A 23,364-nucleotide genomic window follows, 5' to 3' on the forward strand; every position below is an offset into this window, starting at 1 on the left:
GGAGGCGTACGTGACCATCATCGATGAAGTGGCCGGCAGTCCCGCGGCCGACGGTTCCGGGGACACGGGCCGCCCGCTGCTCGAAGTCCGCGACCTGCACGTGGAGTTCCGCACCCGCGACGGTGTCGCCAAGGCCGTCAACGGCGTCAACTACTCCGTCGCCGCCGGTGAGACGCTGGCCGTGCTCGGCGAGTCCGGCTCCGGCAAGTCCGTCACCGCGCAGGCGGTCATGGGCATCCTCGACATGCCGCCCGGGAGCATCCCCAAGGGGGAGATCCTCTTCCGCGGCCAGGACATGCTGAAGATGTCCGACGAGGAGCGCCGGAAGATCCGCGGCCGCAAGATCGCGATGATCTTCCAGGACGCCCTGTCCTCGCTGAACCCGGTGCTCTCCGTGGGCTACCAGCTCGGCGAGATGTTCCGGGTGCACCAGGGCATGTCCAAGAAGGACGCCAAGGTCAAGGCGATCGAGCTGATGGACCGGGTGAAGATCCCGGCCGCGTCCGCCCGGGTCAACGACTACCCGCACCAGTTCTCGGGCGGTATGCGCCAGCGCATCATGATCGCCATGGCGCTCGCCCTGGAGCCGGACCTGATCATCGCCGACGAGCCGACCACGGCCCTCGACGTGACGGTCCAGGCCCAGGTCATGGACCTGCTCGCGGAGTTGCAGCGCGAGTACAACATGGGCCTCATCCTGATCACGCATGACCTCGGCGTGGTCGCCGACGTCGCGGACAAGATCGCCGTGATGTACGCCGGGCGCATCGTCGAGCGCGCCCCGGTCCACGAGCTGTACAAGCGCCCCGCGCACCCCTACACGAAGGGGTTGCTGGACTCGATCCCGCGCCTGGACCAGAAGGGCCAGGACCTGTACGCGATCAAGGGTCTGCCGCCCAACCTGACGCGCATCCCCTCCGGCTGCGCCTTCAACCCGCGGTGCCCCATGGCGCAGGACATCTGCCGTACGGACGTCCCGCCGCTGCACCCCGTCACCGAGCGGGACGGCGGCGAGCTGGTCGGCCGCGGCAGCGCGTGCCACTTCTGGAAGGAGACGATCCATGGCTGAGCTCGGCAAGACCGACGAGCCGCAGGACGCCACGCCGAACGTCTCCGAGGTCGAGGTCGTCGACGCGTCCTCCGAGTCGGAGGCGGTCGCCGCCATCGAGGCGCCGGTCGAGCGGGGCGAGCCGATCCTCCAGGTGCGCAACCTGGTGAAGCACTTCCCGCTCACCCAGGGCATCCTGTTCAAGAAGCAGGTCGGCGCGGTCAAGGCCGTCGACGGTGTCTCCTTCGACCTCTACCAGGGCGAGACGCTCGGCATCGTGGGCGAGTCCGGCTGCGGCAAGTCCACGGTCGCCAAGCTGCTGATGATGCTGGAGAAGGCGACCGCGGGCGAGGTCTTCTACAAGGGCCAGGACATCACCAAGCTGTCCGGGCGTGCGCTGAAGGCGGTCCGCCGGAACATCCAGATGGTGTTCCAGGACCCGTACACGTCGCTCAACCCCCGTATGACGGTGGGCGACATCATCGGGGAGCCGTTCGACATCCACCCCGAGGTGGCCCCGAAGGGCGACCGGCGCCGCAAGGTGCAGGAACTCCTCGACGTGGTCGGCCTCAACCCCGAGTACATCAACCGCTACCCGCACCAGTTCTCCGGCGGTCAGCGCCAGCGCATCGGCATCGCCCGCGGCCTGGCCCTGAACCCCGAGATCATCATCTGCGACGAGCCGGTCTCGGCCCTGGACGTGTCGGTCCAGGCACAGGTCATCAACCTGATGGAGCGCCTGCAGGACGAGTTCAACCTCTCCTACATCTTCATCGCGCACGACCTGTCGATCGTCCGGCACATCTCGGACCGGGTCGGCGTGATGTACCTCGGCAAGATGGCCGAGATCGGCACCGACGAGCAGATCTACGACCACCCGACGCACCCCTACACCCAGGCGCTGCTGTCGGCGGTCCCGGTCCCCGACCCGGACGCCCGCGCGCACCGCGAGCGGATCATCCTCACCGGCGACGTCCCGTCCCCGGCCAACCCGCCCTCGGGCTGCCGCTTCCGCACCCGTTGCTGGAAGGCGCAGGACAAGTGCGCCGAGGAGGTCCCGCTGCTGGCGGTCCCGGAGCGCTTCAAGGGCGCGGACACCCCGGCGGCCCACGAGTCGGCGTGCCACTTCGCGGAGGAGAAGGACGTGGTCCACGCGGCCTGAGCCTCGGCTCCCGGTTCCCGGCATCCCCCCAGGGGTGCCGGGAACCGGCGTCTCGGAGGATCCCGGCGTGCTGCATCACATCGAACTGTGGGTGCCCGACCTGTCCCGGGCCGTCCGCGAGTGGGGCTGGCTGCTCGGCCGTCTCGGCTGGCGCCCGTACCAGGAGTGGGAACACGGCCGCAGCTGGCGGCTCGGCCCGGCGTACCTCGTCGTCGAGCGGTCGCCGGCGATGAGCGCCCCCGAGCACGACCGCATGCGGCCCGGGCTCAATCACCTCGCGTTCCACGCGGGCTCTCCGGGGCGGGTCGACGCGCTGTCCGCCGAGGCGCCGGGCCACGGCTGGACGCCCCTCTTCGCCGACCGCTACCCGTACGCCGGCGGCCCCGGGCACCACGCGGCCTACCTCGCGAACACGGACGGCTTCGAGGTGGAACTCGTGGCGTCGGACGTCGCATAGCCCCGCAAACCCCCGCAACTGCGTTAACACGCAGGCAACTTCGCCGACCCGGTCCCGATATACGGACGCGTCAGGCTGGTCGGCGTACGGCCGTGCGGGTGCCGTAGACGGGCCGGGGCGCGCCATGTCGCCCCGGCCCGTCGCCGTGCGCTCAGGGGGCCGTGAGGCCGAGGGAGCGCTTCAGGAAGTCGACCTGGAGCAGGAGCAGGTTCTCCGCGACCTGTTCCTGCGGGGTCATGTGCGTGACGCCGGACAGCGGCAGCACCTCGTGGGGGCGGCCGGCGGCCAGCAGGGCCGAGGACAGGCGCAGGGCGTGGGCGACCACCACGTTGTCGTCGGCGAGGCCGTGCACGACCATCAGGGGGCGGTGCGGCGCGGCCGGGGCGGAGAGGCCGTCCTCGGTGACCAGGGAGCTGTGCGCGTAGGCGTCCGGCTGCTCCTGCGGGGTGCCGAGGTAGCGCTCCGTGTAATGCGTGTCGTACAGGCGCCAGTCCGTCACCGGCGCGCCCGCGATCCCCGCGTGGAAGACGTCCGGGCGGCGCAGCACCGCCAGGCCCGCCAGCCAGCCGCCGTAGGACCAGCCGCGGATCGCCACCCGGGACAGGTCCAGCGGGTACCGCTTCGCGAGGTCCTCCAGCGCCTCCACCTGGTCGTCCAGCGAGACGGTGAAGTCGTGGTGGATCGCCTTTTCCCAGGCGGGGGAGCGGCCCGGTGTACCGCGCCCGTCCGCGACGACCACCGCGAAGCCCTGGTCCGCGAACCACTGCGAGGTGAGGTGCGCGTTGTGGGCCGCGACCACCCGCTGCCCGTGCGGGCCCCCGTACGGGTCCATGAGCACCGGCAGGGGGGTGTCACCGGCGTAGTCCCGAGGCATAAGCACGGCGCACGGGATGCGGCGTGCGCCCCCCTCGGTGAGCGTCACGCGGGGGGACATACCGGGGTCTTCTGCGTACGAACGGACAGCCAGCGTCGGTTTTCCGTCGCGCAGTACCTGTGCCCGCGCCCCCGGGCGGTCGAGCACCGCCGACACCAGCACGGTCACGCCCCCGGCGCGCACCGCCGCGTGCACGCCCGGCTCCTGCGACACCCGCTCCATGCCGAGTTCGTTCACCCGGTACACGTGCACCTGGCCCGTCTCCGCATCCGCCGCCTCCTCGCCGGCCGACGCCGAGACCAGCACGTCGTCGTCCGAGACGTCCAGCACGGCCCTGACGTGCAACTGCGCCCCCGTCAGCGGCCGTTCCCCGACCGCCAGCACCCGAGCACCGCCCTCGTCCGCGATCCGGACCAGATGCCCGGACGGGCTCCAGCACGGCACCCCGGGGAAAAGATCAAGCCATGTTCGATCTTCGTCGGCGTGCACCATCCGGGTCGCGCCCGACTCCGGGTCCACGGCCAGGATCAGCTGGCTGCGCTGGTCGCGCGCCTGGACCAGCAGCAGCGGCGCACCCGCCGCTGACCAGTGCACATGCGCCAGATACGGATAGCGCGCCCGGTCCCAGGCGACCTCCGTGCGCACCCCGTCCAGGCCGATCACGAACAGCCGGACGTCCGCGTTGCCGGTGCCCGCAGCCGGGTACGGCACCCGCTGCGGCTCCCGTTCCGGATGCGCCGGGTCGGAGATCCACCACCGCCGCACCGGCGTGTCGTCCACGCGCGCCACGAGCAGGCGATCCGACTCCGGAGCCCACCAGAACCCCCGCGAACGCCCCATCTCCTCGGCCGCGATGAACTCCGCCAGACCGAACGAGACATTCTCCGACTCCGGTTCGGCGAGCGCCCGGTCGCCCTCACCCTCGGCGCCCACCACGCGCAGGGCGCCCCGGGCGACGTAGGCCAGGTACCGCCCGTCGGGCGAGGGACGCGGGTCGATCACCGGCCCGGGGACGGCCACCTCGCGCGCCGTCCCGGCCCGCAGTTCCGCCGTGAAAAGCCGCCCTGACAAGGCGAAAGACGCCAGCTCGACGGCCGTGTCCGTGGCGTACCCGACGATGCCGGCGCCACCCTCGCGGCTGCGCTCGCGCCGCGCCCGCTCCTCGGCGGACAGGTCCTCCGAGGAGCCGCCCAGCAGAGCGCGCGGGTCGGCGGCCACGCGCTCGGCGCCCTCGTCCGTGTCGAGGACCCACAGCGAACTCGCCCGGTCCGTACCGGAACCGGAGCGCAGGAACACGACACGCGAACCGTCGGGTGCCACGGTGAACGAACGCGGCGCGCCGAGCGTGAAGCGCTGGGTACGGGCGTGCCGGCGGGGGAAGGAGTCAGGCTCGGTCGTCATGCCCTGACCATATTGGCCATGCGCCCCCTTGTGCGGCCGTGCGCCGATCGATGCGCACGGACGGATAGTTATGATCAATGTCGCATAGTGGGTATGAACCTGCTGGCTGCTGTACGGATTTAATGCCCCCATAGTCCGACCCCCCGCGCCCTTGTGGATCTTTGGAGGTGAGCCGCCGTGGCACTCTCGATTTCGGCGGTGGTGCTGCTGGCGATCATCGTCTTCCTGCTGGTGAAGAAGTCGGGGTTGAAGGCGGGGCATGCGATCGTCTGCATGCTGCTGGGCTTCTACCTCGCCTCCTCGACCGTCGCTCCCACGATCAACGAGCTGACGACGAACATCGCGGGGATGATCGGCAGCATCAAGTTCTGACCGCCGCGCGTCCGGTCAGGGCCTCCTCCCTGACCGGTCCGCGCCTCGGCTGCCGATGCCCGGCGTCCTCGTGTCCGTGTCCGTACGCTTGGCGGCCGGACACGTACGAGGGTCCAGGGGCGGCACGTGGGCGACGACAGCGTGGACAGACGGCCACGTGGAGGGGACGAACCAAGTCGACCGCATCAACGCGCTCACTCGGGCCGGTGTTCTCGTCGGCTGGAGTCGCGACACCTTCCACAAGCTGCGCCGGGGTCGTGATGACGCCGCGCACGACCACCTCTTCGACACCACCAAGGCCCTGGAAGCCCTGAAGCTGTGCTGGCAGCTGGGCGATCTCTTCGACCGGGCCACGGGCGGCACCCGCGCGGTGACCGCGTTCGTTCCGCCTGTCCTCCCCGATGAGACGCCGGAGGCCGGCCCCCGGGAGATCGCGGAGTTGCGCAAGGCGCTCGAGGGGCACCGGCGTGTCCGAGCTCGTTACGAGCACCGCCCGTCTCGCGGCGATGAACATGCTCCTCCACGGCATCAGCAAAAGTGACGGTCCGAGTCTGATCACCGTCGGGGACGCCCTCGCTGACAGCTCAGCGGCAAGCACGCCACCCTGGTCCTCGCGAACCCGCCCTTCGGCCGCAAGTCCGCGATCACCGTGATCGGCCAGGACGGCGAGACCGAGAAGCAGGACACCGAGTACGACCGCGACGACAACGTCCTCTTCGAGGGCGGCGCGGGCGAGAAGGGTCCGCCGCAAGCTGCTCGACGAGTTCGACCTGCACACCATCCTGAGGCTGGCCACTGGCATCTTCTACGCGGGCGGCGTCAAGGCCAACGTTCTGTTCTTCGAGAAGAAGCCCCCACGCGCCGACGGCAAGCGCCATACGACCGAAACGTGGGTCTATGACTTCCGCACGGACCAGCACTTCACGCTCAAGCAGCGCCCGCTCACCCGCGCCCACCTGGACGACTTCGTGACGGCCTACCGTTCGGGCGAACCCCGCTCATCACGCGTCGAGTCCGAGGACGAGAACGGGCCGTTGAAGAAGTTCACCTACGAGGAACTGATCGCTCGTGACAAGGTGAACCTCGACATCACGTGGATGAAGGACCCCGCCCTCGACGACGCCGACAGCGGCCTGCCGCCCGAGGTGATCGCCGAGGAGATCGTCCGCGACCTCCAGTCCGCCCTGAACGAGTTCACTGCCATCGCCCGCTCCCTGGGCGGCGACGTGGACGTACCGGAGGTCGAGGTCGAGTAGGAGCCGCCGGGTCAGCCCCCGACCGCGTCGGCGGAGGCGTTGCGGATCATGTTTCTCCCAGCAATCGCTCGATGAGGGCCAGTGTCTCCCCGGGCGGAAGGGCCTGCGCCCGGATCTGTCCCGTCCTCAACGGTGCTTCCCGCGAAAGACCGTCTGGGCCGAACTGAGCTTCACGCCACCGGAACCCGCATCCTCACGCTCCGGTGCCGTCGGCGGCTGAAGGACAAAGAACTCAGGGGAAAAGCACCCCACCGAACCCACCCCTCCCACCCGGGGCCCACGCTCACTCGGGCGGGTGAACATCCGCGGACCCGAGCGGCAAAGGCACCGCAGAGGCGGGAGGTGTGCGAGGAGAGCACGTCGCACAGGCCGCCGCGCGAGGAACGAGCGCCCCGCAAGCCCCTCCCCGCCGTGCCGAGCCCCGCGTATCCCGCCCCCGCGCTCCTCCAGGCCGCCACCGGCCTCCTCGCGGACCTCCACCGCCACGACCCCCGGCTGCTCCTCTCCGCCTGCGACACGGCCCACCTGGCCCCCGGCGTCGCCGCGTGGGCTGGAGCGAGACGTCGCCCCCGCCGCCGTACGCCGCGCCCTGACCGCCGACCTGCCGCCCGAGGGTGTACGCCGCCCCGCCGCCTTCCTGGCGCACCGCCTCGCCGTCCAGCTTCCGCCCTCACCCCCGTTCCGGGCACCGGCCGACGCCCGGCCGCTCGCACGGCACCCGATGCGGAACTGCGACGGCTGCGACCGGGCCTTTCGCTCACCCGACCCTGGAACCCGCTGCCGCGACTGCCGATCCGATCTTCAGGAGGCCGCCTAGCATGAAAGCGACGATCCTTACCCCTGGGCACAGACGACGAGGAGCGAGCGCCATGACCATCGCACCTGATGACGCGCACCAGGGCGCCTCCCACCTGTACCGGGCCATGCGCGACTTCGTTCAGTCCACGGACGACACGTTGCCGGGCAAGTTCGAGATCACCAAGGAAGGGATCGTCCACGACATGATGTTGCCCAGCGGTCGGCACGAGCTGACCACACTGCGACTCCGGAAGCGCCTGGAGAAGGTGATGCCGGAAGAGATCGTGGCCCACACGGGCGAGCCCGACGTGGAGGACGAACCCGAGGGCGTCATGCGCCGCCCCGACATCATGGTGATCGCCGAAGAGGACATGGACATCGAGGGGTCCTTCGACGCCCGTACGCTCATCGCGGCGATCGAGGTCGTCTCCCGGTCCAACCCGCGCAACGACTGGGTGGGCAAGATGCGCGACTACCCGCTGCTCGGCATCCCCGTCTACGCGATTTTCGACCCCCGCACCGGCACCGGCGCGGTTCTCACCGACATCCACCCCACGCCCGACGGACCGCGGTACGCCACCCGCAAGGACTTCGTCTACGGCGAGGACGTCACCATCGGCGAGTGGACCATTCCGACGAGCGGTCTGCCGCTCTATCAAGGCGAATACGGTCAAGAGCCCGAGTCCTGAGGGGGCCGATCCGGAAACGAGGGAACCGGTTTCGGTCGCCTTCGTCCAAACCGCGCTCTCCGGCTCGACCGGCCCCCCGGCGGCTCCGCGATCGTGCTCGTGAAGATCGTGGCGAAGAGTGATCGCGGGGATGCACATGGCTGTTTCCAGACCGCGGACGCGTCAGTTCGAGGCGTTCATGACGAACCTCTCGTACGCCCGGGCACGGTGAAGGAAGGGCGGATGCTCACACCCTTCCGGTCGCCCACGATCGACATCGACGACTTCTACCGGGCGGCGGCCTCGGAAGATCGCCGAAGTCCTCAAGCTCGTCACGAGCGGATCGCCCTGGGCATCGCCCACGTGCTGGACGACCAAGGCTGAGAAGCCGGGGCGCGACACACAACATCGCGGTGCCTCGTAGGGTGGGGTCCATGACGGAACAGCCCGGCCGTCGTCTGCTGCTGGTGCACGCGCACCCGGACGACGAGTCGATCAACAACGGCGCGACCATGGCCCGGTACGCGGCCGAGGGTGCCCACGTCACCCTGGTCACCTGCACCCTCGGCGAACGCGGCGAGGTCATCCCGCCGGAGCTGGCGCACCTGTCCGGCGCCGCCCTGGGCCAGCACCGCCGCAGCGAGCTGGCCGCCGCCATGTCCCTGCTCGGCGTCCGCGACGTCCGCCTGCTCGGCGGCGCCGGGCGCTACAGCGACTCCGGGATGATGGGCCTGCCCGACAACGACGACCCCGCCTGCTTCTGGCAGGCCGACGTCGACGAGGCCGCCGCCCACCTCGTCGAGGTGATCCACGAGGTACGCCCCCAGGTCCTCGTCACCTACGACGACGACGGCGGCTACGGCCACCCCGACCACATCCAGGCCCACCGCGTGGCCATGCGCGCCGCCGAACTGGCCGCCGAGACCGGCTGGCGCATCCCGAAGGTCTACTGGAACCGCGTTCCCCGGCCCGTCGTGGAGGAGGCCTTCGACCGGCTCCGGGAGGACCTGCCCGGCACGCCCTTCGCCAAGGCGGCCGCCGTCGACGACGTCCCGGGCGTGGTGCCCGAGGAGCGGATCACCGCCGTGATCGACGGCACCGCCCACGCCGCCGCCAAGGCCGCCGCGATGCGCGCCCACGCCACCCAGATCACCGTGGCCGAGCCCTACTTCGTGCTCTCCAACGAACTCGCCCAGCCGATCCTCACGACCGAGTACTACGAGCTGGTGCGCGGCGAGCGGGGTGCCGGGGAGCGGGAGACGGACCTGTTCGCCGGGATCGAGGAGGCGTCATGAGCGACCGCGGCCCGATGCTCGCCCAGCCGATGCGGCCCCCGTCCGCCGGACGGGCCGCCGCCCTCCTGGGATTCCTCGTGCTCGGGGCCGTCACCGGCACGGCCGGGGCGCTCGTGCAGCCCGGATGGTTCCCGGGCGGCCTGATCCTCGCGCTCGCCGGCGAGGCCGGGCTGGTCCTGGGCGCCGCCCGCCTCATCCACAGCCGCTCCGGGGGCGTCGCGGCCGCCGCCGGCTGGATGCTCTCCGTCGTGCTGCTCACCGCCAGCCGCCCCGAGGGCGACTTCCTCTTCGCCGCGGGGAGCGGCTCCTATCTCTTCCTCCTCGGCGGCATCCTCGTGGCTGTGATCTGCGCCACCGTCGGACCGGGACGGCAACCGGACGACGACCACGTCCGACTTGGCAAGTGACGTACCACTTCGCCGCGACGCGCCCGTGGGGGTCCGGTGTGACTTTCCCCAGCGGTCCTGAGATACGGGTCAGAAGTGGCCAGTATGGTGGTGCGCGCCGCCGAGCCGCCCGCGTGAGGTCGTGACGGGCGGCGGAGCCAACCGGGAGAACCTGCCTTGAGTCGTGAAACTGACACTCCGTCCTCCGGGCCCAACGGGCGCGGCGGAGCCGCCTACCCGTCGGGCACGCCGCCCTACGGCACCCCGACGGTCTCCAGTGACGGCACGGACGCGGGCCGTTCGGCCACGCGGCCGGAGGAACGCAAGACCGAGACCACGCTGACGACCCGGATCCGGATCAACATCCCCGGATCGCGGCCCATTCCGCCGGTCGTCGTGCGCAAGCCCGTCACCGAGGCGGAGAGCCCCGCCGACACCGACACGCACGGTGAGACGCCGTCCGCGCCGGGCGCCGCGGCGCCCCGGAGCACGGCTGCGGGGGCGGGCACGGGCGAGTCTCCCGCCGAGGACAAGCCGACCAGTGACTGGTTCGCGCCCCGCAAGTCCGGCACGGGCCCGGGCGGTCAGGGCAGCGGCCCCGGCAACGGGGCAGGTGTGCCCGGCGGTTCCGCCCCGGCGTCCGGTGGTTCCGCTACGGGCGGCCCCGTTTCGGGCGCGTCCGGTGGGACGCGTCCCGGTGCCGGGCGGCCCGGCGGCGTGGTCGGCTCCATGAGCGCGCCGGGCGGCTCCCGGCCCGGCGGCACGAACGGCGCGGGGCTCCCGGGCGGCGCGACCGGCGGCCCGATCGCACCCGGACACGGCGGCGGCACGGGCTCCTTCGACGTCACCGAGGCGCTGGCGGCGGGCCCCCGGGGCAACGGCCCGCGATCCACCCCGGGCGGCGGTGGCGAACCGCACCGTGACGACCTGCCCTACTTCACGGAGAACGGCAGCGGCGGCCCGAACGCGGCCGACGGCTTCCACGAGACCGGCACGCCCGGCGGCGCCGGAGCCCGGGGCCCGGCCGGTCCTACGGGCGGGCCGGTGACCGGAGACGGACCGATGGTGCCACCGGCCGGCGGCCCCGGAGTGCCCGGAGCCTTCACCGAGTCCGGTGGCCGGGGCGGCCCCGGCGGCGTGGGCGGTCCCGGCGGTCACGGCCCCGCCGGACCGGGCGGGTTCGCAGGTGAGCAGGGCGTTCCCGGCGGACCGAGCGGCCCTGGTGCGTTCCAGGAGCCGGGCGGCCCTGGCAGCCCTGGCGGCTTCGACGCGCCGGGTGGTCCGGGTGCCTCCGGCGGTCCTGGCGGCTTCGACGCGCCGGGTGGTCCCGGTGGCCCGGGCGGTCCTGGCGGCTTCGACGCGCCCGGTGGCCCTGGTGCCCAGGGCGGCCCCGGCGCCTTCGGCGGGCCAGGCGGCCCGGGCGGTCCCGCTGGCCCCGGCTCCCCCAACGGCTTCGGCGACCCGGGCAGGCCCGGCGCCCCCGAGGCGTTCAACGACCCCGGTCGTGGGCTGAGCGGCCCCGAGGCGTTCAACGACCCCGGTCGTGAGCCCAGCGGCCCCGAGGCGTTCAACGACCCCGGGCGACCCGGCGGCCCTCATGTCCCCGGCGCCCCGGCCGCCCCGGGCGCCATAGGCGGCGGCCCTGGCGGCCCCGCCGGTCCCGGAGCGCCCGCAACCCCCGGCGGCACCGCCGCGCAAGGCGGCCCGGGTGCCGCGGGCCCGGGGGGTGGCATGAGTGACGACACCGCCGTCCTCACCCCGCAGAAGCCGGCCCCCGAGCCCCCGGGCGGCCAGGGCTACGGTCCCCGGCACGACAACGTCTCCGGCCACACCGTCACCAGCGGCATGCCCGTCGTACAGCCCGGCGCGGCCTCGCCGTTCGGCCCCGGTGCGCCCGGCGACGGCCCCGTGCCGCACACGGCCCCGAAGCTGCCCGAGCCGGTCTCGCCGCCCCCGGCGAGCTCCGCCAAGGCGCCCAGGAAGAAGGGCCGCAACAAGCTGGTGCTGCTCGTTGCGGCGGTGGTCGTCGCCGCCGGCGGCCTCTACGGCGCCGGCCTGCTGATGAACCGCACCGACGTGCCCAAGGGCACCACCGTGCTCGGCGTCGACATCGGCGGCACCACCCGCGACGGCGCGGTCAAGAAGCTCGACGAGGCCTTCGACGACCGCGTCGGCAAGGAACTGAAGCTGTCGGTGGGCGGCAAGACCGTCACCCTGGACCCGGACAACGCGGGTCTGCAGTTCGACATGGACGCCACGGCCGACGCGGCGGCCACGAGCGACTACAACCCGGTCTCCGTTATCGGCTCGCTGTTCGGCAACCACCGGGTCGTCGCCCCCGAGATGCCCGTCGACGAGGAGAAGCTGCACGCCGCCCTTCAGAGCGCGGCCGGCAGGTCCGGCTCGGTCACCGAGGGCACGATCAAGTTCGAGAACGGCAAGGCCGTCCCCGTCTACGGCAAGGCGGGCCGGGGTATCGACCTCGCCAAGTCCACCGCGGCGGTGGAGCAGGCATACCGCACCCAGGTGGAGACCGGATCGGCCGGCACGGTCGACGTCCCGACCACCACTCGGCAGCCGACCATCTCCGACGCCGAGGTCGACCGGGTGCTGAAGGACTTCGCGCAGCCCGCGATGTCGGCCAAGGCCATCGTGCAGACCGACGCGGCGCACAGCATCCCGTTCGGCTCGCTGTCGCTGCCGAAGATCCTCGGGTTCAAAGCCGTCGACGGAAAGCTCGTCGAGACGTACGACCTGAAGGCGCTCAAGGAGGCGTACGGCACGACCTTCGACGGTGTGCAGATCGAGACCGCCACCGGGAAGCGGGACGTCCTGCCGCAGGACGTCGTCTCCGCGCTGCGCAAGGCGTTGCGCGGCAAGACGACGGCGGAGCGCACCGCGGTCATCGACACCACCCCGAACTGATCGCCGCACGCACGACGGAGCCCCGGCCCGCGACCGGGCAGGGGCTCCGTCGTGCGCGGACGTGCGGCTGTCAGGGACGCGTGATGCGGTACAGGGCCACGTAGCCCTTGACACCGAGGTGGTGTCCGAGGTCGCCGCCTGCGCCGGTGCGGCGAAGGCGAGTCAGGCGCGGGCGATGGCGCCGGTGACGGTAGTGACTTTGGCGCGCTCATGCCACAACATCCCGGTGGTCCGGGTCCGGGTCCGGGTCCGGCCCGGTCGCAGGCGCCCCACACCTCCCGACAAGACGGCGACAGGCGTCAGTTCAGCATCGCCCGAGCCACCGAAGCCTCCCCCCGCACCCGCTCCGCAGCCCCCTCGTCCACCGCCGAGACAACCTCCGCGTAGGCCTCCAACTCCGCGGCCCCGCCCAGGAAATCCCCCCGCCGCACCAGCAACTGCGCCCGCTCGTACCGCAGCCGCGCCGGATGCGACGGCAGCAGCAGCGACAACTCCACCGCCCACAACGCCACGTCCGACCGCTCGGGCCGGGCCGCCGCCCATGCCCGCACGTTGTTGAGGATCCGCATCACCACGTCCAGCGGATCGGCCGGCCGCAGCATCGACGCGTCCAGCCGCGCCCCCGTCGCCCCGGCCACCAGCGTCTCCGCGTCCGTCCCGCTCAGCACCCGCCCCCCGTCGAACGGATCGGCCAGCACCTGCCCCTCCTCGGGCCCGAACCCGACGACGAAGTGCCCCGGCAGAGCCACCCCGTACACCGGCGCCCCGGCCCGCCGCGCCACCTCCATCCACACCACGGACAGCAGGATCGGCAGCCCTCTGCGCCGCTGGAGCACCTCGTGCAGCAGGGAGGACTCCAGGCGCTGGTAGTCCGCCGGAGTGCCGTGGAACCCCAGCCGCTCACCGAGCAGCTCCCGCAGCGCCACCGCCCAGGCCCGGGGCCCTCCGGGGCGGAACGGCAGCAGCCCGGCCAGCTGGTCCAGCTCGACCTGCGCGGCGTCCAGGCCCGCCTCGTCCAGCTCCCGGTCCGCCTCCGCCCCCACCAGCAGGCACAGCGTCGACAGATCGGGCCGTTCGGACCGGGCCTCTTCGGCGAACCGCCGCCGCAGCTCTGCGGAGCGCTCCGGGGACGGGGGATACGGGGGACGCATGGCTGACTCGTGCCCTCTCACGACGATCGGCCACCGGCCGGTGCGCCGCCGGTGTCCGGCGCCCGGTAGTGGTGGTAGGCGTGGTGCGGGGCGAACCCCATCCCGGCGTACAGCGCCCGCGCTGCCGCGTTGTCGGCCTCGACCTGGAGCCAGGCGGCCGAGGCGCCCTCGTCGAGCGCCTGCCGGGCCAGCGCGGCCATGACGGCCGTGCCGAGCCCTCGACGCCGCAGCGCCGGGTCGACCTCGACGGCGGCGAACCCGGCCCACCGCCCGTCGACCACGCACCGCCCGATGGCGGCAGGCTCCGCAGGCCCCGGCACGGTCGCGAACCACACCGAAGGGCCGCTCCCCAGCACCCGCAGCGCCACCTCGCTCACCCCCTTGCGTCGGTACCGGGCCAGCCACGCCTCGTCGGCCTCCCGGGACAGCGCCACGCCCGCCGGGTCGCCCAGGTCGGCGACCGGCGCCAGCGGCCCCACCCACAGCTCGGCGGTCACCTCCCGCACCCAGCCCCGCTCCTCCAGCTCGGCGCAGAGCAGCTCCTGGGTGCCCTCGGCGCCGGTCGCGGTCTGGACGTAGGCGGGCAGCCCGCGCTCGCCGTACCAGCGCCGTACGGCGTCGAGCGCCTCGTCGAGCGGCAGGCCCGGCCGGCCCAGCGGCAGCACCGAGTTGGCCCGCCGCGTGAACCCGGAGGCGGCCCGCAGCTCCCAGTCCCCGAGCCGCTCGCTCTCCACGGGCCGCCAGGCCCGCGCGGCGACCCGGGCCAGCTCCTCGTAGGAGGCGGCCGGACCGCGGCGACGCGCCGGGGCGGCGGGCACGACCTTGCCCGCGACCAGGGCGGATTCCGCGATACGGACACCCTCGCCGCTCTTCCGTGTGATCAGCAGCACACCGTTGTCCCATGATGTGAGAACACCGACCGTATCGGTGAACCTCTCACCCGGAGTGTCATGTTCGGTCAGGCTCCGGACGGAGACCCGTTTGCCCACGTCAGCAGCGGTGACACGGACCTCGAGTCGCCCGGCGGCAGAGATTTCCACAGGTCAGTTCACCCCTCCTGTTCGGATCATGCCCAGGAACGGAGATACTAGGGGCGGGCATCGACGACGCCGCGCTCCCGCGCGCCAGGCGGCGGAGCCTGAGGAGGCCCGCCAGCGCCCTATCGAGGAGGAACGACAGCGTGACCTACGTCATCGCGCAGCCTTGTGTCGACGTCAAGGACAAGGCGTGCATCGAGGAGTGCCCGGTCGACTGCATCTACGAGGGCCAGCGGTCCTTGTACATCCACCCGGACGAATGCGTCGACTGCGGGGCCTGTGAGCCGGTCTGCCCGGTGGAGGCCATCTTCTACGAGGACGACACTCCCGAGGAGTGGAAGGACTACTACAAGGCGAACGTCGAGTTCTTCGACGAGCTCGGTTCGCCCGGCGGCGCCAGCAAGCTGGGGCTGATCGAGCGCGACCACCCCTTCGTCGCCGCGCTGCCGCCGCAGAACCAGTAAGAGCGGCCCGCACCAGCGCCGCCTCGGTCCCGTACGGCCCGATCAGCCCGCTGATCGCCGTAGGGGGCCGAGGCGTTTGCCGTAGCCCGGCTCGTACCGGCCAGAAAGTGAGCCAGCACCCGTGTCCGCAGTCTCCGACCGCCTCCCCACCTTCCCCTGGGACAAGCTGACGCCGTACAAGGCCACGGCCGCCGCCCACCCGGACGGCATCGTGGACCTGTCCGTCGGCACCCCGGTCGACCCGGTCCCCGAGCTGATCCAAAAAGCGCTGGTCGCGGCGGCGGACTCGCCGGGCTATCCGACCGTCTGGGGCACGGCCGAGCTGCGCGACGCGATCACCGGCTGGGTCGAGCGGCGCCTCGGCGCCCGGGACGTCACCCATCACCACGTCCTGCCGATCGTCGGCTCCAAGGAACTCGTCGCCTGGCTCCCGACCCAGCTGGGCCTCGGCCCCGGCGACCGGGTGGCCTTCCCGCGCCTGGCCTACCCGACGTACGAGGTCGGCGCCCGGCTGGCCCGCGCCGCGTACGAGGCCTACGACGACCCGACCGAGCTCGACCCCGAGGGACTGAAGCTCCTCTGGCTCAACTCGCCGTCGAACCCCACGGGCAAGGTCCTGTCCAAGGAGGAGCTGACCCGGATCGTCGCCTGGGCCCGTGCGCACGGCGTCCTGGTCTTCTCCGACGAGTGCTACCTGGAGCTGGGCTGGGAGGCCGACCCGGTCTCCGTGCTGCACCCGGACGTCAACGGCGGCTCCTACGACGGCATCGTCTCCGTCCACAGCCTGTCCAAGCGTTCGAACCTCGCCGGCTACCGCGCCGCCTTCCTGGCCGGTGACCCGGCGGTGCTCGGCCCGCTGCTGGAGATCCGCAAGCACGGCGGCATGATGACGTCCGCGCCGACCCAGGCCGCGGTCGTGGCGGCCCTCGGCGACGACGAGCACGTCCGCGTCCAGCGCGAGCGCTACGCCGCCCGCCGCACCCTGCTGCGCGAGGCCCTGCTGGCCCACGGCCTGCGCATCGAGCACAGCGAGGCGAGCCTGTACCTGTGGGCGACGCGCGGCGAGTCCTGCTGGGACACGGTGGCCCACCTCGCCGAGCGGGGCATCCTCGTCGCTCCGGGCGACTTCTACGGCCCGGCGGGCGCGCGGTTCGTCCGCGTGGCCCTGACGGCGACGGACGAGCGGGTGGCGGCGGCCGTACGGCGCCTGTGACCGCCCCGGCGCGCGCCGAAGGGGTCCAGGGAAGCTCCCTGGACCCCTTCGGCGTTCGCGGCGCGCGGCGTCAGCCGACCGGCAGGCCCTTCACCGGCAGCGAGTCCGCGGACGGCACGCCGCCCTTGGTGAGGGAGTCCGTCGGCAGACCGCCCTTGGCCGAACCGGCGGCGTCACCGACCAGCTCGCCGGCGGAGCCCGCCGCGTCACCGGCCGCCTTCTGCGCCACCGGCGTGGCCTTCTTGACCGCCTTGCCGCCGGTCCTGCCCGCGGCCGGCACCGCCTTCTTCACGGTCTTGCCGCCGGTCTCACCCGCGGTCTCGGTGAGGTTCTGCGCCGCGCCGTCGACGGTGTCGCCGACGTTCGCCCCGTCCAGGGCGGTCAGCCCACCGAGGTTCGGGGTGGCCGGCAGCTCGGGCGCCGCGCTGGCGGAGCCGGCCGCACCGACCCCGGCAGCCGCTCCCGCAGCGACGATCAGCGCGGCACGGGCGATCCGGCGGGTCAGGGGGAGGGACATGGTGCTCCTTCGACGGAGAGAACAGTGAGGTTCGTGAGCGTCCGACCGGGTCCGGGAGTTGATCGACTGGCTGTTGATCGCCCCGGCTCGGACGCAGTGACTACCGCTCGAGGCCCGCGAAGGTTGCGGCACCGCAGCGTAAAGAGTTGGCAATGTGTCGCATTATCGGCTGCGGATAAAGACGGGCAAAGGGTCTTCCGCGGGAAAGCCTGCGGAATCCTTCCCGCCCTTTGTTCCCAAGGGATTTGCCGGGTGCGGGGGTGAGGGTGCGAAAGCCTGCGCACACCGTCGCCGCGCGGCGCGCGGCCAACCCGTCGGGGTGAGGTCCCGTACCCCTGCGCGATCTAACGCATCGTGACGATCCGGACCGCGTCCGCGGTCCGCTCCGCCCCCGCCGTGCCCTTCGGCGCGGCCGGCCGCCACTGGCTGGCGGTGTTCCCGGCGACCCACTCCCGGCCCGCGTACGTCACGCGCGCGATGTGCAGCTCGGAGGCGTTGGCCACGGCCCAGTGCGCCAGCTGCCAGCCGCGCTGCCGCAGGTTCCGCCCGCCCGCGGCGCTCGTGTCGGCCGCCACCGGCAATGTCACCGTCCGCCCGCCGGACCCGCCCGGGGCGCTCGGGGAGGGCGTGGGCGAGGCCGCCGAGGAGCCGTCCACCTGCGCGCCGGCCGGCTCCAGCACATCACGCCCGAAGTCGCGCACCAGCGCGGCACGCACCCCGCCCGGGCCCGACGCCCGGGTCGCGGCCGGCCGGCCCTCGCAGGTCAGCGTGGCCGCCGACTGCCCGGTCAGGGCCGCGGCCAGCAGCGCGGCGTCCGGCTCGTGCTTGGCGTACGCCTGCGGGAAGCCGCTGCGCTGCACGCGCTGCGCGGCGACGGTGAGCGGCAGCCGCGTGTACCCGGGCACCTTGACCAAGTGGTCGTAGAACTCGCCGGCCGAGTACGTCGGGTCCATGATCTCCTTCGGCGTGCCCCAGCCCTGCGAGGGCCGCTGCTGGAACAGGCCGAGCGAGTCCCGGTCGCCGTAACTGATGTTGCGCAGGGCGGACTCCTGCAGCGCGGTCGCCAGGGCGATGGTCACGGCCCGCTCGGGCAGGCCGCGCGCGGTCCCCACGGCGGTGATCGTCGCCGCGTTGACGGCCTGCTCGGGCGTGAACTCGTACGACGCCCCGTCGCCCTTGCCGGAGACGACCTTGCAGCCCGGCCCGCCGGTACCCCCGGTGACGTACTGCACGACGAGGTAACCGGCGACCGCGAGCAGGGCCACGAAGGCGGCACCGCATCGGAAGAGGCGGCCACGACGCTTGGGAGGAGACGGCTCTGGCACGCCGTACAAGGTACTGGAGAGTACGGAGTGGCATGAGCCGGGTGTGGACAGTGAGGCGGCGGCCTGGCGCGTTAGGGTCGACGGCATGGCCGACACCTCGCTTGACCTCACGCTGGACGCCGCGGAGCTCACCGCCCGGCTCGTCGACTTCCGCTCCGAGAGCGGCACCGAGAAGCCGCTGGCGGACGCGATCGAGACCGCGCTGCGCGCGCTGCCCCACCTGACGGTCGACCGGTACGGCAACAACGTCGTCGCCCGCACGAACCTGGGCCGCGCCGAGCGGGTCGTCCTGGCCGGCCACATCGACACGGTCCCGATCGCGGACAACGTCCCCTCCCGGCTCGACGAGGACGGCGTCCTGTGGGGCTGCGGCACCTGCGACATGAAGTCGGGCGTCGCGGTGCAGCTGCGCATCGCGGCCACGGTCCCGGCGCCCAACCGCGACCTGACCTTCGTCTTCTACGACAACGAGGAGGTCGCCGCGGAGCTCAACGGCCTCAAGCACGTCGCCGAGGCGCACCCCGAGTGGCTGGCGGGCGACTTCGCGGTCCTGCTGGAGCCGTCCGACGGCCAGGTCGAGGGCGGCTGCCAGGGCACGCTGCGGGTGCTGCTGAGGACCACGGGTGAGCGGGCCCACTCGGCGCGCGGCTGGATGGGCTCCAACGCCATCCACGCCGCCGCCCCGATCCTCGCCCGCCTCGCCTCCTACGAGCCCCGGTGGCCCGTCATCGACGGTCTGGAGTACCGCGAGGGGCTGAACGCGGTCGGCATCGGCGGGGGAGTGGCCGGCAACGTCATCCCCGACGAGTGCGTCGTCACCGTCAACTTCCGCTACGCCCCCGACCGCACGCCCGAGGAGGCCGTCGCGCACGTCCGGGAGGTCTTCGCGGACTGCGCGCTCAGCGGGTTCGAGGTCGTCGACCACAGCCCGGCCGCGATGCCCGGACTGTCCCACCCGGCGGCGAAGGCGTTCATCGAGGCGGTCGGCGGCACCCCGATGCCGAAGTACGGCTGGACCGACGTCTCCCGTTTCTCGGCCCTGGGTGTCCCGGCGGTGAACTACGGCCCCGGCAACCCCCACTTGGCGCACAAGCGGGACGAGCGCGTGGAGGTCGCGAAGATCCTCGCGGGCGAGGAGCGCCTGCGGAACTGGCTGACCGCCTGACCCCACCGGAAGCTTCCCGTGTTTACGGCGCTCCATCGCGGACATGCTCACGTCCCTCGTTCGTAACCCGCGTAGATCTACGCTGAGGTGGAAAGACAGGCACGACGGAGGGAGCGCACATGGCGACCGGCAACCCCGAGGGGAAGAAGCAGCCGCCGGAGGAGAAGCGCCTGGGCCCGGTCCTCCAGCGGCGGGACCAGGTGCAGGCCAGCACGACCGACCAGCGGCTGCTGGACGAGCGGGCCCCCTCCGACTGGGTGCACACCGATCCCTGGCGCGTGCTGCGCATCCAGTCGGAGTTCATCGAGGGCTTCGGCACGCTCGCCGAACTCCCGCCCGCGATCAGTGTGTTCGGCTCGGCCCGGACGCCGGCGGACTCGCCCGAGTACGAGGCGGGCGTCCGGCTCGGCCGGGGCCTGGTGGAGGCCGGCTTCGCGGTCATCACGGGCGGCGGCCCGGGCGCGATGGAGGCGGCCAACAAGGGCGCCCTGGAGGCCAAGGGCATCTCGGTCGGCCTCGGCATCGAGCTGCCGTTCGAACAGGGCCTGAACCCGTACGTCGACATCGGCCTGAACTTCCGCTACTTCTTCGTGCGGAAGATGATGTTCGTCAAGTACGCGCAGGGCTTCGTCGTCCTGCCCGGCGGCCTGGGCACCCTCGACGAGCTCTTCGAGGCCCTCACCCTCGTCCAGACCCAGAAGGTCACCCGCTTCCCGATCGTGCTCTTCGGCACCGAGTACTGGGGCGGCCTGGTGAACTGGCTGCGGGACACGGTGATCGCGCAGGGGAAGGCGGCGGAGAAGGACCTGCTGCTGTTCCACGTGACGGACGACGTGGAGGAGGCGGTGGCGCTGGTGTCGAAGGAGGCGGGCCGGTAGCGGCGGCGGGCCGGGGACGATGGGGGGGGGCGCCGGCCCCCGGTGCTCCGGCTAGGCCAGCCCGCGCCGCGCAACGGCAGGACGCCGGTGCCCCGCGATCGCCGCGACCATGTCCAGCACCTGCCGTGTCTCGGCGACCTCGTGCACCCGGTACACCTGCGCGCCGAGCCACGCGGACACGGCCGTCGTCGCCAGCGTCCCGACCAGCCGCTCCTTCACCGGCCGGTCCAGCGTCTCCCCGACGAAGTCCTTGTTGGACAGCGACACCAGCACCGGCCACCCCGTGGCGACCATCTCGTCCAGCCGCCGCGTCGCCTCCAGACTGTGCCGGGTGTTCTTCCCGAAGTCGTGCCCGGGGTCGATCATGATCGACTCGCGCGGCACGCCCAGGGCAAGCGCCCGCTCGGCCAGCCCGACCGTCACGTCCAGGATGTCGGCCATGACGTCGTCGTACTCGACCCGGTGCGGGCGGGTCCGCGGCTGTGCGCCCCCGGCGTGGGTGCACACGAGCCCGGCCCCGTAGCGCGCGGCGACCTCCGCGAGCCCCGGGTCGACCCCGCCCCACGCGTCGTTCAGCAGGTCCGCCCCGGCCTCGCACACCGCCTCGCCGACCTCGGCCCGCCAGGTGTCCACGCTGATGACCACGTCCGGGAAGCGGCGCCGCACCTCCGCCACGAACCCGACCGTGCGCCGGGCCTCCTCCTCGGCCGTGACCTCCTCGCCCGGCCCGGCCTTGACCCCGCCGATGTCGATGATCGCGGCCCCTTCGGCCACCGCCCGCTCCACGCGTTCGAGGGCCGGCTCGTCGCGGAAGGTGGCGCCCTGGTCGTAGAAGGAGTCCGGGGTCCGGTTCACGATCGCCATGATCACCGGCTCGTGCGGCCCGAATTCCCGCTTGCCCAGCCTGAGCATCCGCTGTGACCTTTCCTGGTACGTCCGTCTTCCGCCGCCTGCGACCCTAACTGTCGTAGGCGCATGGCACGATCGGAGCCTGACAACATCCGACTCGGAGCACTACGCGACTCCGATCCGTCCGACCGTGGGGGCCCCGCGATGGTTATGTTCCTGTTCCTGGTCGTCGCGCTCGCCGTCGTGGTCGGCGCGGTGACCCTCGCGGTGGTGGGCGGCGGTGAGAACGGCCCGCTGCCCGAGGCCGCCCCCGAGCGGCTGCGGGACCCGCTGCCCCCGGACCGCCCGGTCAGCCGCGCCGACGTGGAGGACCTCCGCTTCCCGCTCGCCGCCCGCGGCTACCGCATGGCCGACGTCGACGACGCCCTCAGCCGCCTGGGCGCCGAGCTCGCCGAACGCGACGCCCGGATCGCCGACCTGGAGTCGGCCCTGGCGGGCGCCCGCGCGGCGTCGTCCCACGGCCCGCTGCACCCGTCGGGCGGGCACCGGGTGTCCACCGACAAGCCCGCCCCGCGGCAGGAGGACCGGCCGTGAGCGACAGCGCCGCCCTCGCGGGCCCGGACGGCCGGCTGCGCTGCCCCTGGGCCCTGTCCGCCCCGGAGTACGTGGCGTACCACGACGAGGAGTGGGGCCGCGTGGTCCACGGCGACGACGCGCTGTTCGAGCGGCTCAGCCTGGAGGCCTTCCAGTCCGGCCTGTCCTGGATCACGATCCTGCGCCGCCGCCCGGGCTTCCGTGCCGCCTTCGCCGACTTCAAGATCGCGGCGGTGGCCGCCTTCACCGACGAGGACCGCGAGCGGCTCCTGGCCGACACCGGCATCATCCGCAACCGCGCCAAGATCGACGCGACCCTCGCCAACGCGCGCGTGCTCGCCGACTGGTCCCCGGGCGACCTGGACGCCCTGATCTGGTCCCACGCCCCGGACCCGGCCGGCCGCCCGGCCCCGAAGACCCTCTCGGACGTCCCGCCGGTCACCCCGGAGTCCACCGCCCTGTCCAAGGCCCTCAAGAGGCGCGGCCTCCGCTTCGTCGGCCCGACGACGGCGTACGCGCTGATGCAGGCCTGCGGCCTGGTCGATGACCACCTGGAGGAGTGCCTGGCGAGGAACGCCCGGTGAGGGGCGCGGGGACCGCGCGAGCGACCACGTAGCACCCGCAGCCCCCGGCGGCGCCACCGCTCCCGAGCTCACCGGCCCAGGTACTTCGGCTTCTCCTTGTTGACGAAGGCCTGCACCGCGATCGCGTGGTCCTCGGAGGACCCGGCCCGCGTCTGCAGCTCGTCCTCCTTCTCCAGCGTCTCCTCCAGCGAGTGCGTCAGCGCGAAGGCCACCGACTCCTTCAGCGCCGCGTAGGCCACCGTCGGCCCCTCGGCCAGCGCCCGCGCCACCTTCTCGGCCTCCGCGCGCAGCTCCCCGGCCGGCACCAGCCGGTTCGCGACACCGAGCTCGTACGCCTCCTGCGCGCTGATGTTGCGCGGGAAGAGCAGCAGGTCGGCGGCGCGCCCCGGTCCGACGACCCGCGGCAGCGTCCAGGAGATCCCCGAGTCCGCGGTCAGGGCGACCCCCGCGAACGACGTGTTGAAGGCCGCCGTGTCCGCCACGATCCGGTAGTCCGCCGCGAGCGCGAACCCGAAGCCCGCCCCCGCCGCCACCCCGTTCACCGCGGCGACCACCGGCTTCGCCGCGCCGGCCAGCGCCCGCACGATCGGGTTGTAGTGCTCCCGCACCGTGCTCATCGTCTGGCCCGAGCCGGACTCACGGTCCCGCACCAGCAGCCCGATGTGCTCCTTGAGGTCCTGCCCGACGCAGAACGCCCGGTCACCGGCGGCGGTCAGCAGCACCGCCCGCACCGCGGCGTCGCCCGCCGCGGACTCGACCGCCTCCCGCAGGGCGACCTTGGTCGCCACGTTCAGCGCGTTCATCGCCTCCGGGCGGTTCAGCGTGATCGTCGCGAGTCCGTCGCTCACCTCGTAGAGCACGGTGTCGGCCATGGCGTATCCCCTCCGTGTCGCCGCCCGGGGCGTACCGGCCGGTACGCCCCGTCTGCAGGACAGCATGACGGAG

Annotated in this window: 23 protein-coding genes and 2 pseudogenes; 18 read left to right on the plus strand and 7 right to left on the minus strand. The window is 72.6% G+C overall.

Annotated elements, in window-relative coordinates; genetic code table 11:
* The first annotated feature begins 10 nt into the window (after window positions 1-10).
* The 3 genes from ABTZ58_RS20270 to ABTZ58_RS20280 all read left to right on the plus strand — a co-directional run bounded on the left by ABTZ58_RS20270 (window position 11) and on the right by ABTZ58_RS20280 (window position 2,667).
* Complete coding sequence (locus ABTZ58_RS20270; RefSeq protein ID WP_502996109.1) at window positions 11-1,069, plus strand: ABC transporter ATP-binding protein; 1,059 nt, start codon at window positions 11-13, stop codon at window positions 1,067-1,069.
* On the plus strand, window positions 1,062-2,210 hold the full coding sequence (locus ABTZ58_RS20275; RefSeq protein WP_351358250.1) for an ABC transporter ATP-binding protein: 1,149 nt from the start codon (window positions 1,062-1,064) through the stop codon (window positions 2,208-2,210). Before ABTZ58_RS20270 ends, ABTZ58_RS20275 begins: the two co-directional genes overlap by 8 nt.
* A 67-nt stretch (window positions 2,211-2,277) precedes the next feature.
* Complete coding sequence (locus ABTZ58_RS20280; RefSeq protein ID WP_351358253.1) at window positions 2,278-2,667, plus strand: VOC family protein; 390 nt, start codon at window positions 2,278-2,280, stop codon at window positions 2,665-2,667.
* A gap of 151 nt (window positions 2,668-2,818) precedes the next feature.
* On the opposite strand, the gene ABTZ58_RS20285 is transcribed toward ABTZ58_RS20280, so the two are convergent.
* Window positions 2,819-4,942 carry a S9 family peptidase gene (locus tag ABTZ58_RS20285; RefSeq protein WP_351358256.1) on the minus strand — a complete coding sequence of 708 codons (2,124 nt, stop codon included), beginning with the start codon at window positions 4,940-4,942 and terminating at the stop codon, window positions 2,819-2,821.
* A 177-nt stretch (window positions 4,943-5,119) separates the two neighbouring features.
* Here ABTZ58_RS20285 and ABTZ58_RS20290 point away from each other — a divergent pair, with 177 nt between their 5' ends.
* The 9 genes and pseudogenes from ABTZ58_RS20290 to ABTZ58_RS20330 all read left to right on the plus strand — a co-directional run bounded on the left by ABTZ58_RS20290 (window position 5,120) and on the right by ABTZ58_RS20330 (window position 12,642).
* The gene (locus tag ABTZ58_RS20290; protein WP_031103282.1) at window positions 5,120-5,314 is read left to right on the plus strand and encodes a hypothetical protein; all 195 of its coding nucleotides are present in this window, start codon (window positions 5,120-5,122) and stop codon (window positions 5,312-5,314) included.
* Between the two features lie 157 nt (window positions 5,315-5,471).
* Window positions 5,472-5,855, plus strand: a complete 384-nt coding sequence (locus ABTZ58_RS20295; protein WP_351358259.1) for a hypothetical protein — start codon at window positions 5,472-5,474, stop codon at window positions 5,853-5,855.
* A 190-nt stretch (window positions 5,856-6,045) separates the two neighbouring features.
* Window positions 6,046-6,570: pseudogene (locus ABTZ58_RS20300) on the plus strand (N-6 DNA methylase); the annotation flags it as partial.
* 378 nt (window positions 6,571-6,948) lie between these two features.
* Window positions 6,949-7,387 (plus strand): annotated as a pseudogene (locus ABTZ58_RS20305) (helix-turn-helix domain-containing protein); the annotation flags it as partial.
* A gap of 52 nt (window positions 7,388-7,439) precedes the next feature.
* Window positions 7,440-8,057 (plus strand): Uma2 family endonuclease, encoded by a 618-nt coding sequence (locus ABTZ58_RS20310; RefSeq protein WP_351358262.1) that lies wholly within the window; start codon window positions 7,440-7,442, stop codon window positions 8,055-8,057.
* 222 nt (window positions 8,058-8,279) lie between these two features.
* Complete coding sequence (locus ABTZ58_RS20315; RefSeq protein ID WP_351358265.1) at window positions 8,280-8,420, plus strand: hypothetical protein; 141 nt, start codon at window positions 8,280-8,282, stop codon at window positions 8,418-8,420.
* Between the two features lie 50 nt (window positions 8,421-8,470).
* Complete coding sequence (gene mshB, locus ABTZ58_RS20320) at window positions 8,471-9,331, plus strand: N-acetyl-1-D-myo-inositol-2-amino-2-deoxy-alpha-D-glucopyranoside deacetylase (RefSeq protein WP_351358267.1); 861 nt, start codon at window positions 8,471-8,473, stop codon at window positions 9,329-9,331.
* Window positions 9,328-9,738 (plus strand): DUF6113 family protein, encoded by a 411-nt coding sequence (locus ABTZ58_RS20325; protein WP_351358270.1) that lies wholly within the window; start codon window positions 9,328-9,330, stop codon window positions 9,736-9,738. Before mshB ends, ABTZ58_RS20325 begins: the two co-directional genes overlap by 4 nt.
* Before the next feature lie 156 nt (window positions 9,739-9,894).
* Complete coding sequence (locus ABTZ58_RS20330) at window positions 9,895-12,642, plus strand: hypothetical protein (protein ID WP_351358273.1); 2,748 nt, start codon at window positions 9,895-9,897, stop codon at window positions 12,640-12,642.
* Between the two features lie 299 nt (window positions 12,643-12,941).
* Here the strand turns inward: ABTZ58_RS20330 and ABTZ58_RS20335 are convergent, their stop codons facing one another.
* Window positions 12,942-13,793 carry a transglutaminase family protein gene (locus ABTZ58_RS20335; RefSeq protein WP_351358276.1) on the minus strand — a complete coding sequence of 284 codons (852 nt, stop codon included), beginning with the start codon at window positions 13,791-13,793 and terminating at the stop codon, window positions 12,942-12,944.
* A 17-nt stretch (window positions 13,794-13,810) separates the two neighbouring features.
* Complete coding sequence (locus ABTZ58_RS20340) at window positions 13,811-14,833, minus strand: GNAT family N-acetyltransferase (RefSeq protein ID WP_351358279.1); 1,023 nt, start codon at window positions 14,831-14,833, stop codon at window positions 13,811-13,813.
* A gap of 140 nt (window positions 14,834-14,973) precedes the next feature.
* Between ABTZ58_RS20340 and fdxA the strand changes: the two genes are divergently transcribed.
* Together fdxA and ABTZ58_RS20350 are read left to right on the plus strand one after the other, a co-directional pair.
* On the plus strand, window positions 14,974-15,294 hold the full coding sequence (gene fdxA, locus ABTZ58_RS20345; RefSeq protein ID WP_003973842.1) for a ferredoxin: 321 nt from the start codon (window positions 14,974-14,976) through the stop codon (window positions 15,292-15,294).
* Window positions 15,295-15,415: 121 nt separating this feature from the next.
* Window positions 15,416-16,507 carry a bifunctional succinyldiaminopimelate transaminase/glutamate-prephenate aminotransferase gene (locus ABTZ58_RS20350; RefSeq protein WP_351358283.1) on the plus strand — a complete coding sequence of 364 codons (1,092 nt, stop codon included), beginning with the start codon at window positions 15,416-15,418 and terminating at the stop codon, window positions 16,505-16,507.
* A 70-nt stretch (window positions 16,508-16,577) separates the two neighbouring features.
* On the opposite strand, the gene ABTZ58_RS20355 is transcribed toward ABTZ58_RS20350, so the two are convergent.
* Window positions 16,578-17,024: an ATP-binding protein gene (locus ABTZ58_RS20355; RefSeq protein WP_351358286.1), complete on the minus strand. Its 447-nt coding sequence runs from the start codon at window positions 17,022-17,024 to the stop codon at window positions 16,578-16,580.
* Window positions 17,025-17,368: 344 nt separating this feature from the next.
* Window positions 17,369-18,349, minus strand: coding sequence for a VldE C-terminal domain-containing protein (locus ABTZ58_RS20360; protein ID WP_351358289.1), 981 nt, complete (start codon window positions 18,347-18,349; stop codon window positions 17,369-17,371).
* A gap of 85 nt (window positions 18,350-18,434) precedes the next feature.
* On the opposite strand from ABTZ58_RS20360, the gene dapE reads away from it, so the two are divergent.
* Together dapE and ABTZ58_RS20370 are read left to right on the plus strand one after the other, a co-directional pair.
* Window positions 18,435-19,514, plus strand: coding sequence for a succinyl-diaminopimelate desuccinylase (gene dapE, locus ABTZ58_RS20365; protein WP_351358292.1), 1,080 nt, complete (start codon window positions 18,435-18,437; stop codon window positions 19,512-19,514).
* Between the two features lie 119 nt (window positions 19,515-19,633).
* Window positions 19,634-20,392, plus strand: a complete 759-nt coding sequence (locus ABTZ58_RS20370) for an LOG family protein (protein ID WP_351358295.1) — start codon at window positions 19,634-19,636, stop codon at window positions 20,390-20,392.
* A gap of 51 nt (window positions 20,393-20,443) precedes the next feature.
* Here the strand turns inward: ABTZ58_RS20370 and folP are convergent, their stop codons facing one another.
* Complete coding sequence (gene folP, locus ABTZ58_RS20375; RefSeq protein WP_351358298.1) at window positions 20,444-21,304, minus strand: dihydropteroate synthase; 861 nt, start codon at window positions 21,302-21,304, stop codon at window positions 20,444-20,446.
* Window positions 21,305-21,445: 141 nt separating this feature from the next.
* Between folP and ABTZ58_RS20380 the strand changes: the two genes are divergently transcribed.
* Window positions 21,446-21,835, plus strand: a complete 390-nt coding sequence (locus tag ABTZ58_RS20380; protein WP_351358301.1) for a DivIVA domain-containing protein — start codon at window positions 21,446-21,448, stop codon at window positions 21,833-21,835.
* Window positions 21,832-22,419 (plus strand): DNA-3-methyladenine glycosylase I, encoded by a 588-nt coding sequence (locus ABTZ58_RS20385; protein WP_351358304.1) that lies wholly within the window; start codon window positions 21,832-21,834, stop codon window positions 22,417-22,419. Before ABTZ58_RS20380 ends, ABTZ58_RS20385 begins: the two co-directional genes overlap by 4 nt.
* 68 nt (window positions 22,420-22,487) lie before the next feature.
* Here ABTZ58_RS20385 and chcB read toward each other — a convergent pair whose 3' ends face one another.
* Complete coding sequence (gene chcB / locus ABTZ58_RS20390) at window positions 22,488-23,291, minus strand: 2-cyclohexenylcarbonyl CoA isomerase (RefSeq protein ID WP_351358307.1); 804 nt, start codon at window positions 23,289-23,291, stop codon at window positions 22,488-22,490.
* Between the last annotated feature and the right edge of the window lie 73 nt (window positions 23,292-23,364).

Source organism: Streptomyces sp. NPDC094143 (assembly GCF_040303825.1).
Lineage (GTDB): Bacteria > Actinomycetota > Actinomycetes > Streptomycetales > Streptomycetaceae > Streptomyces.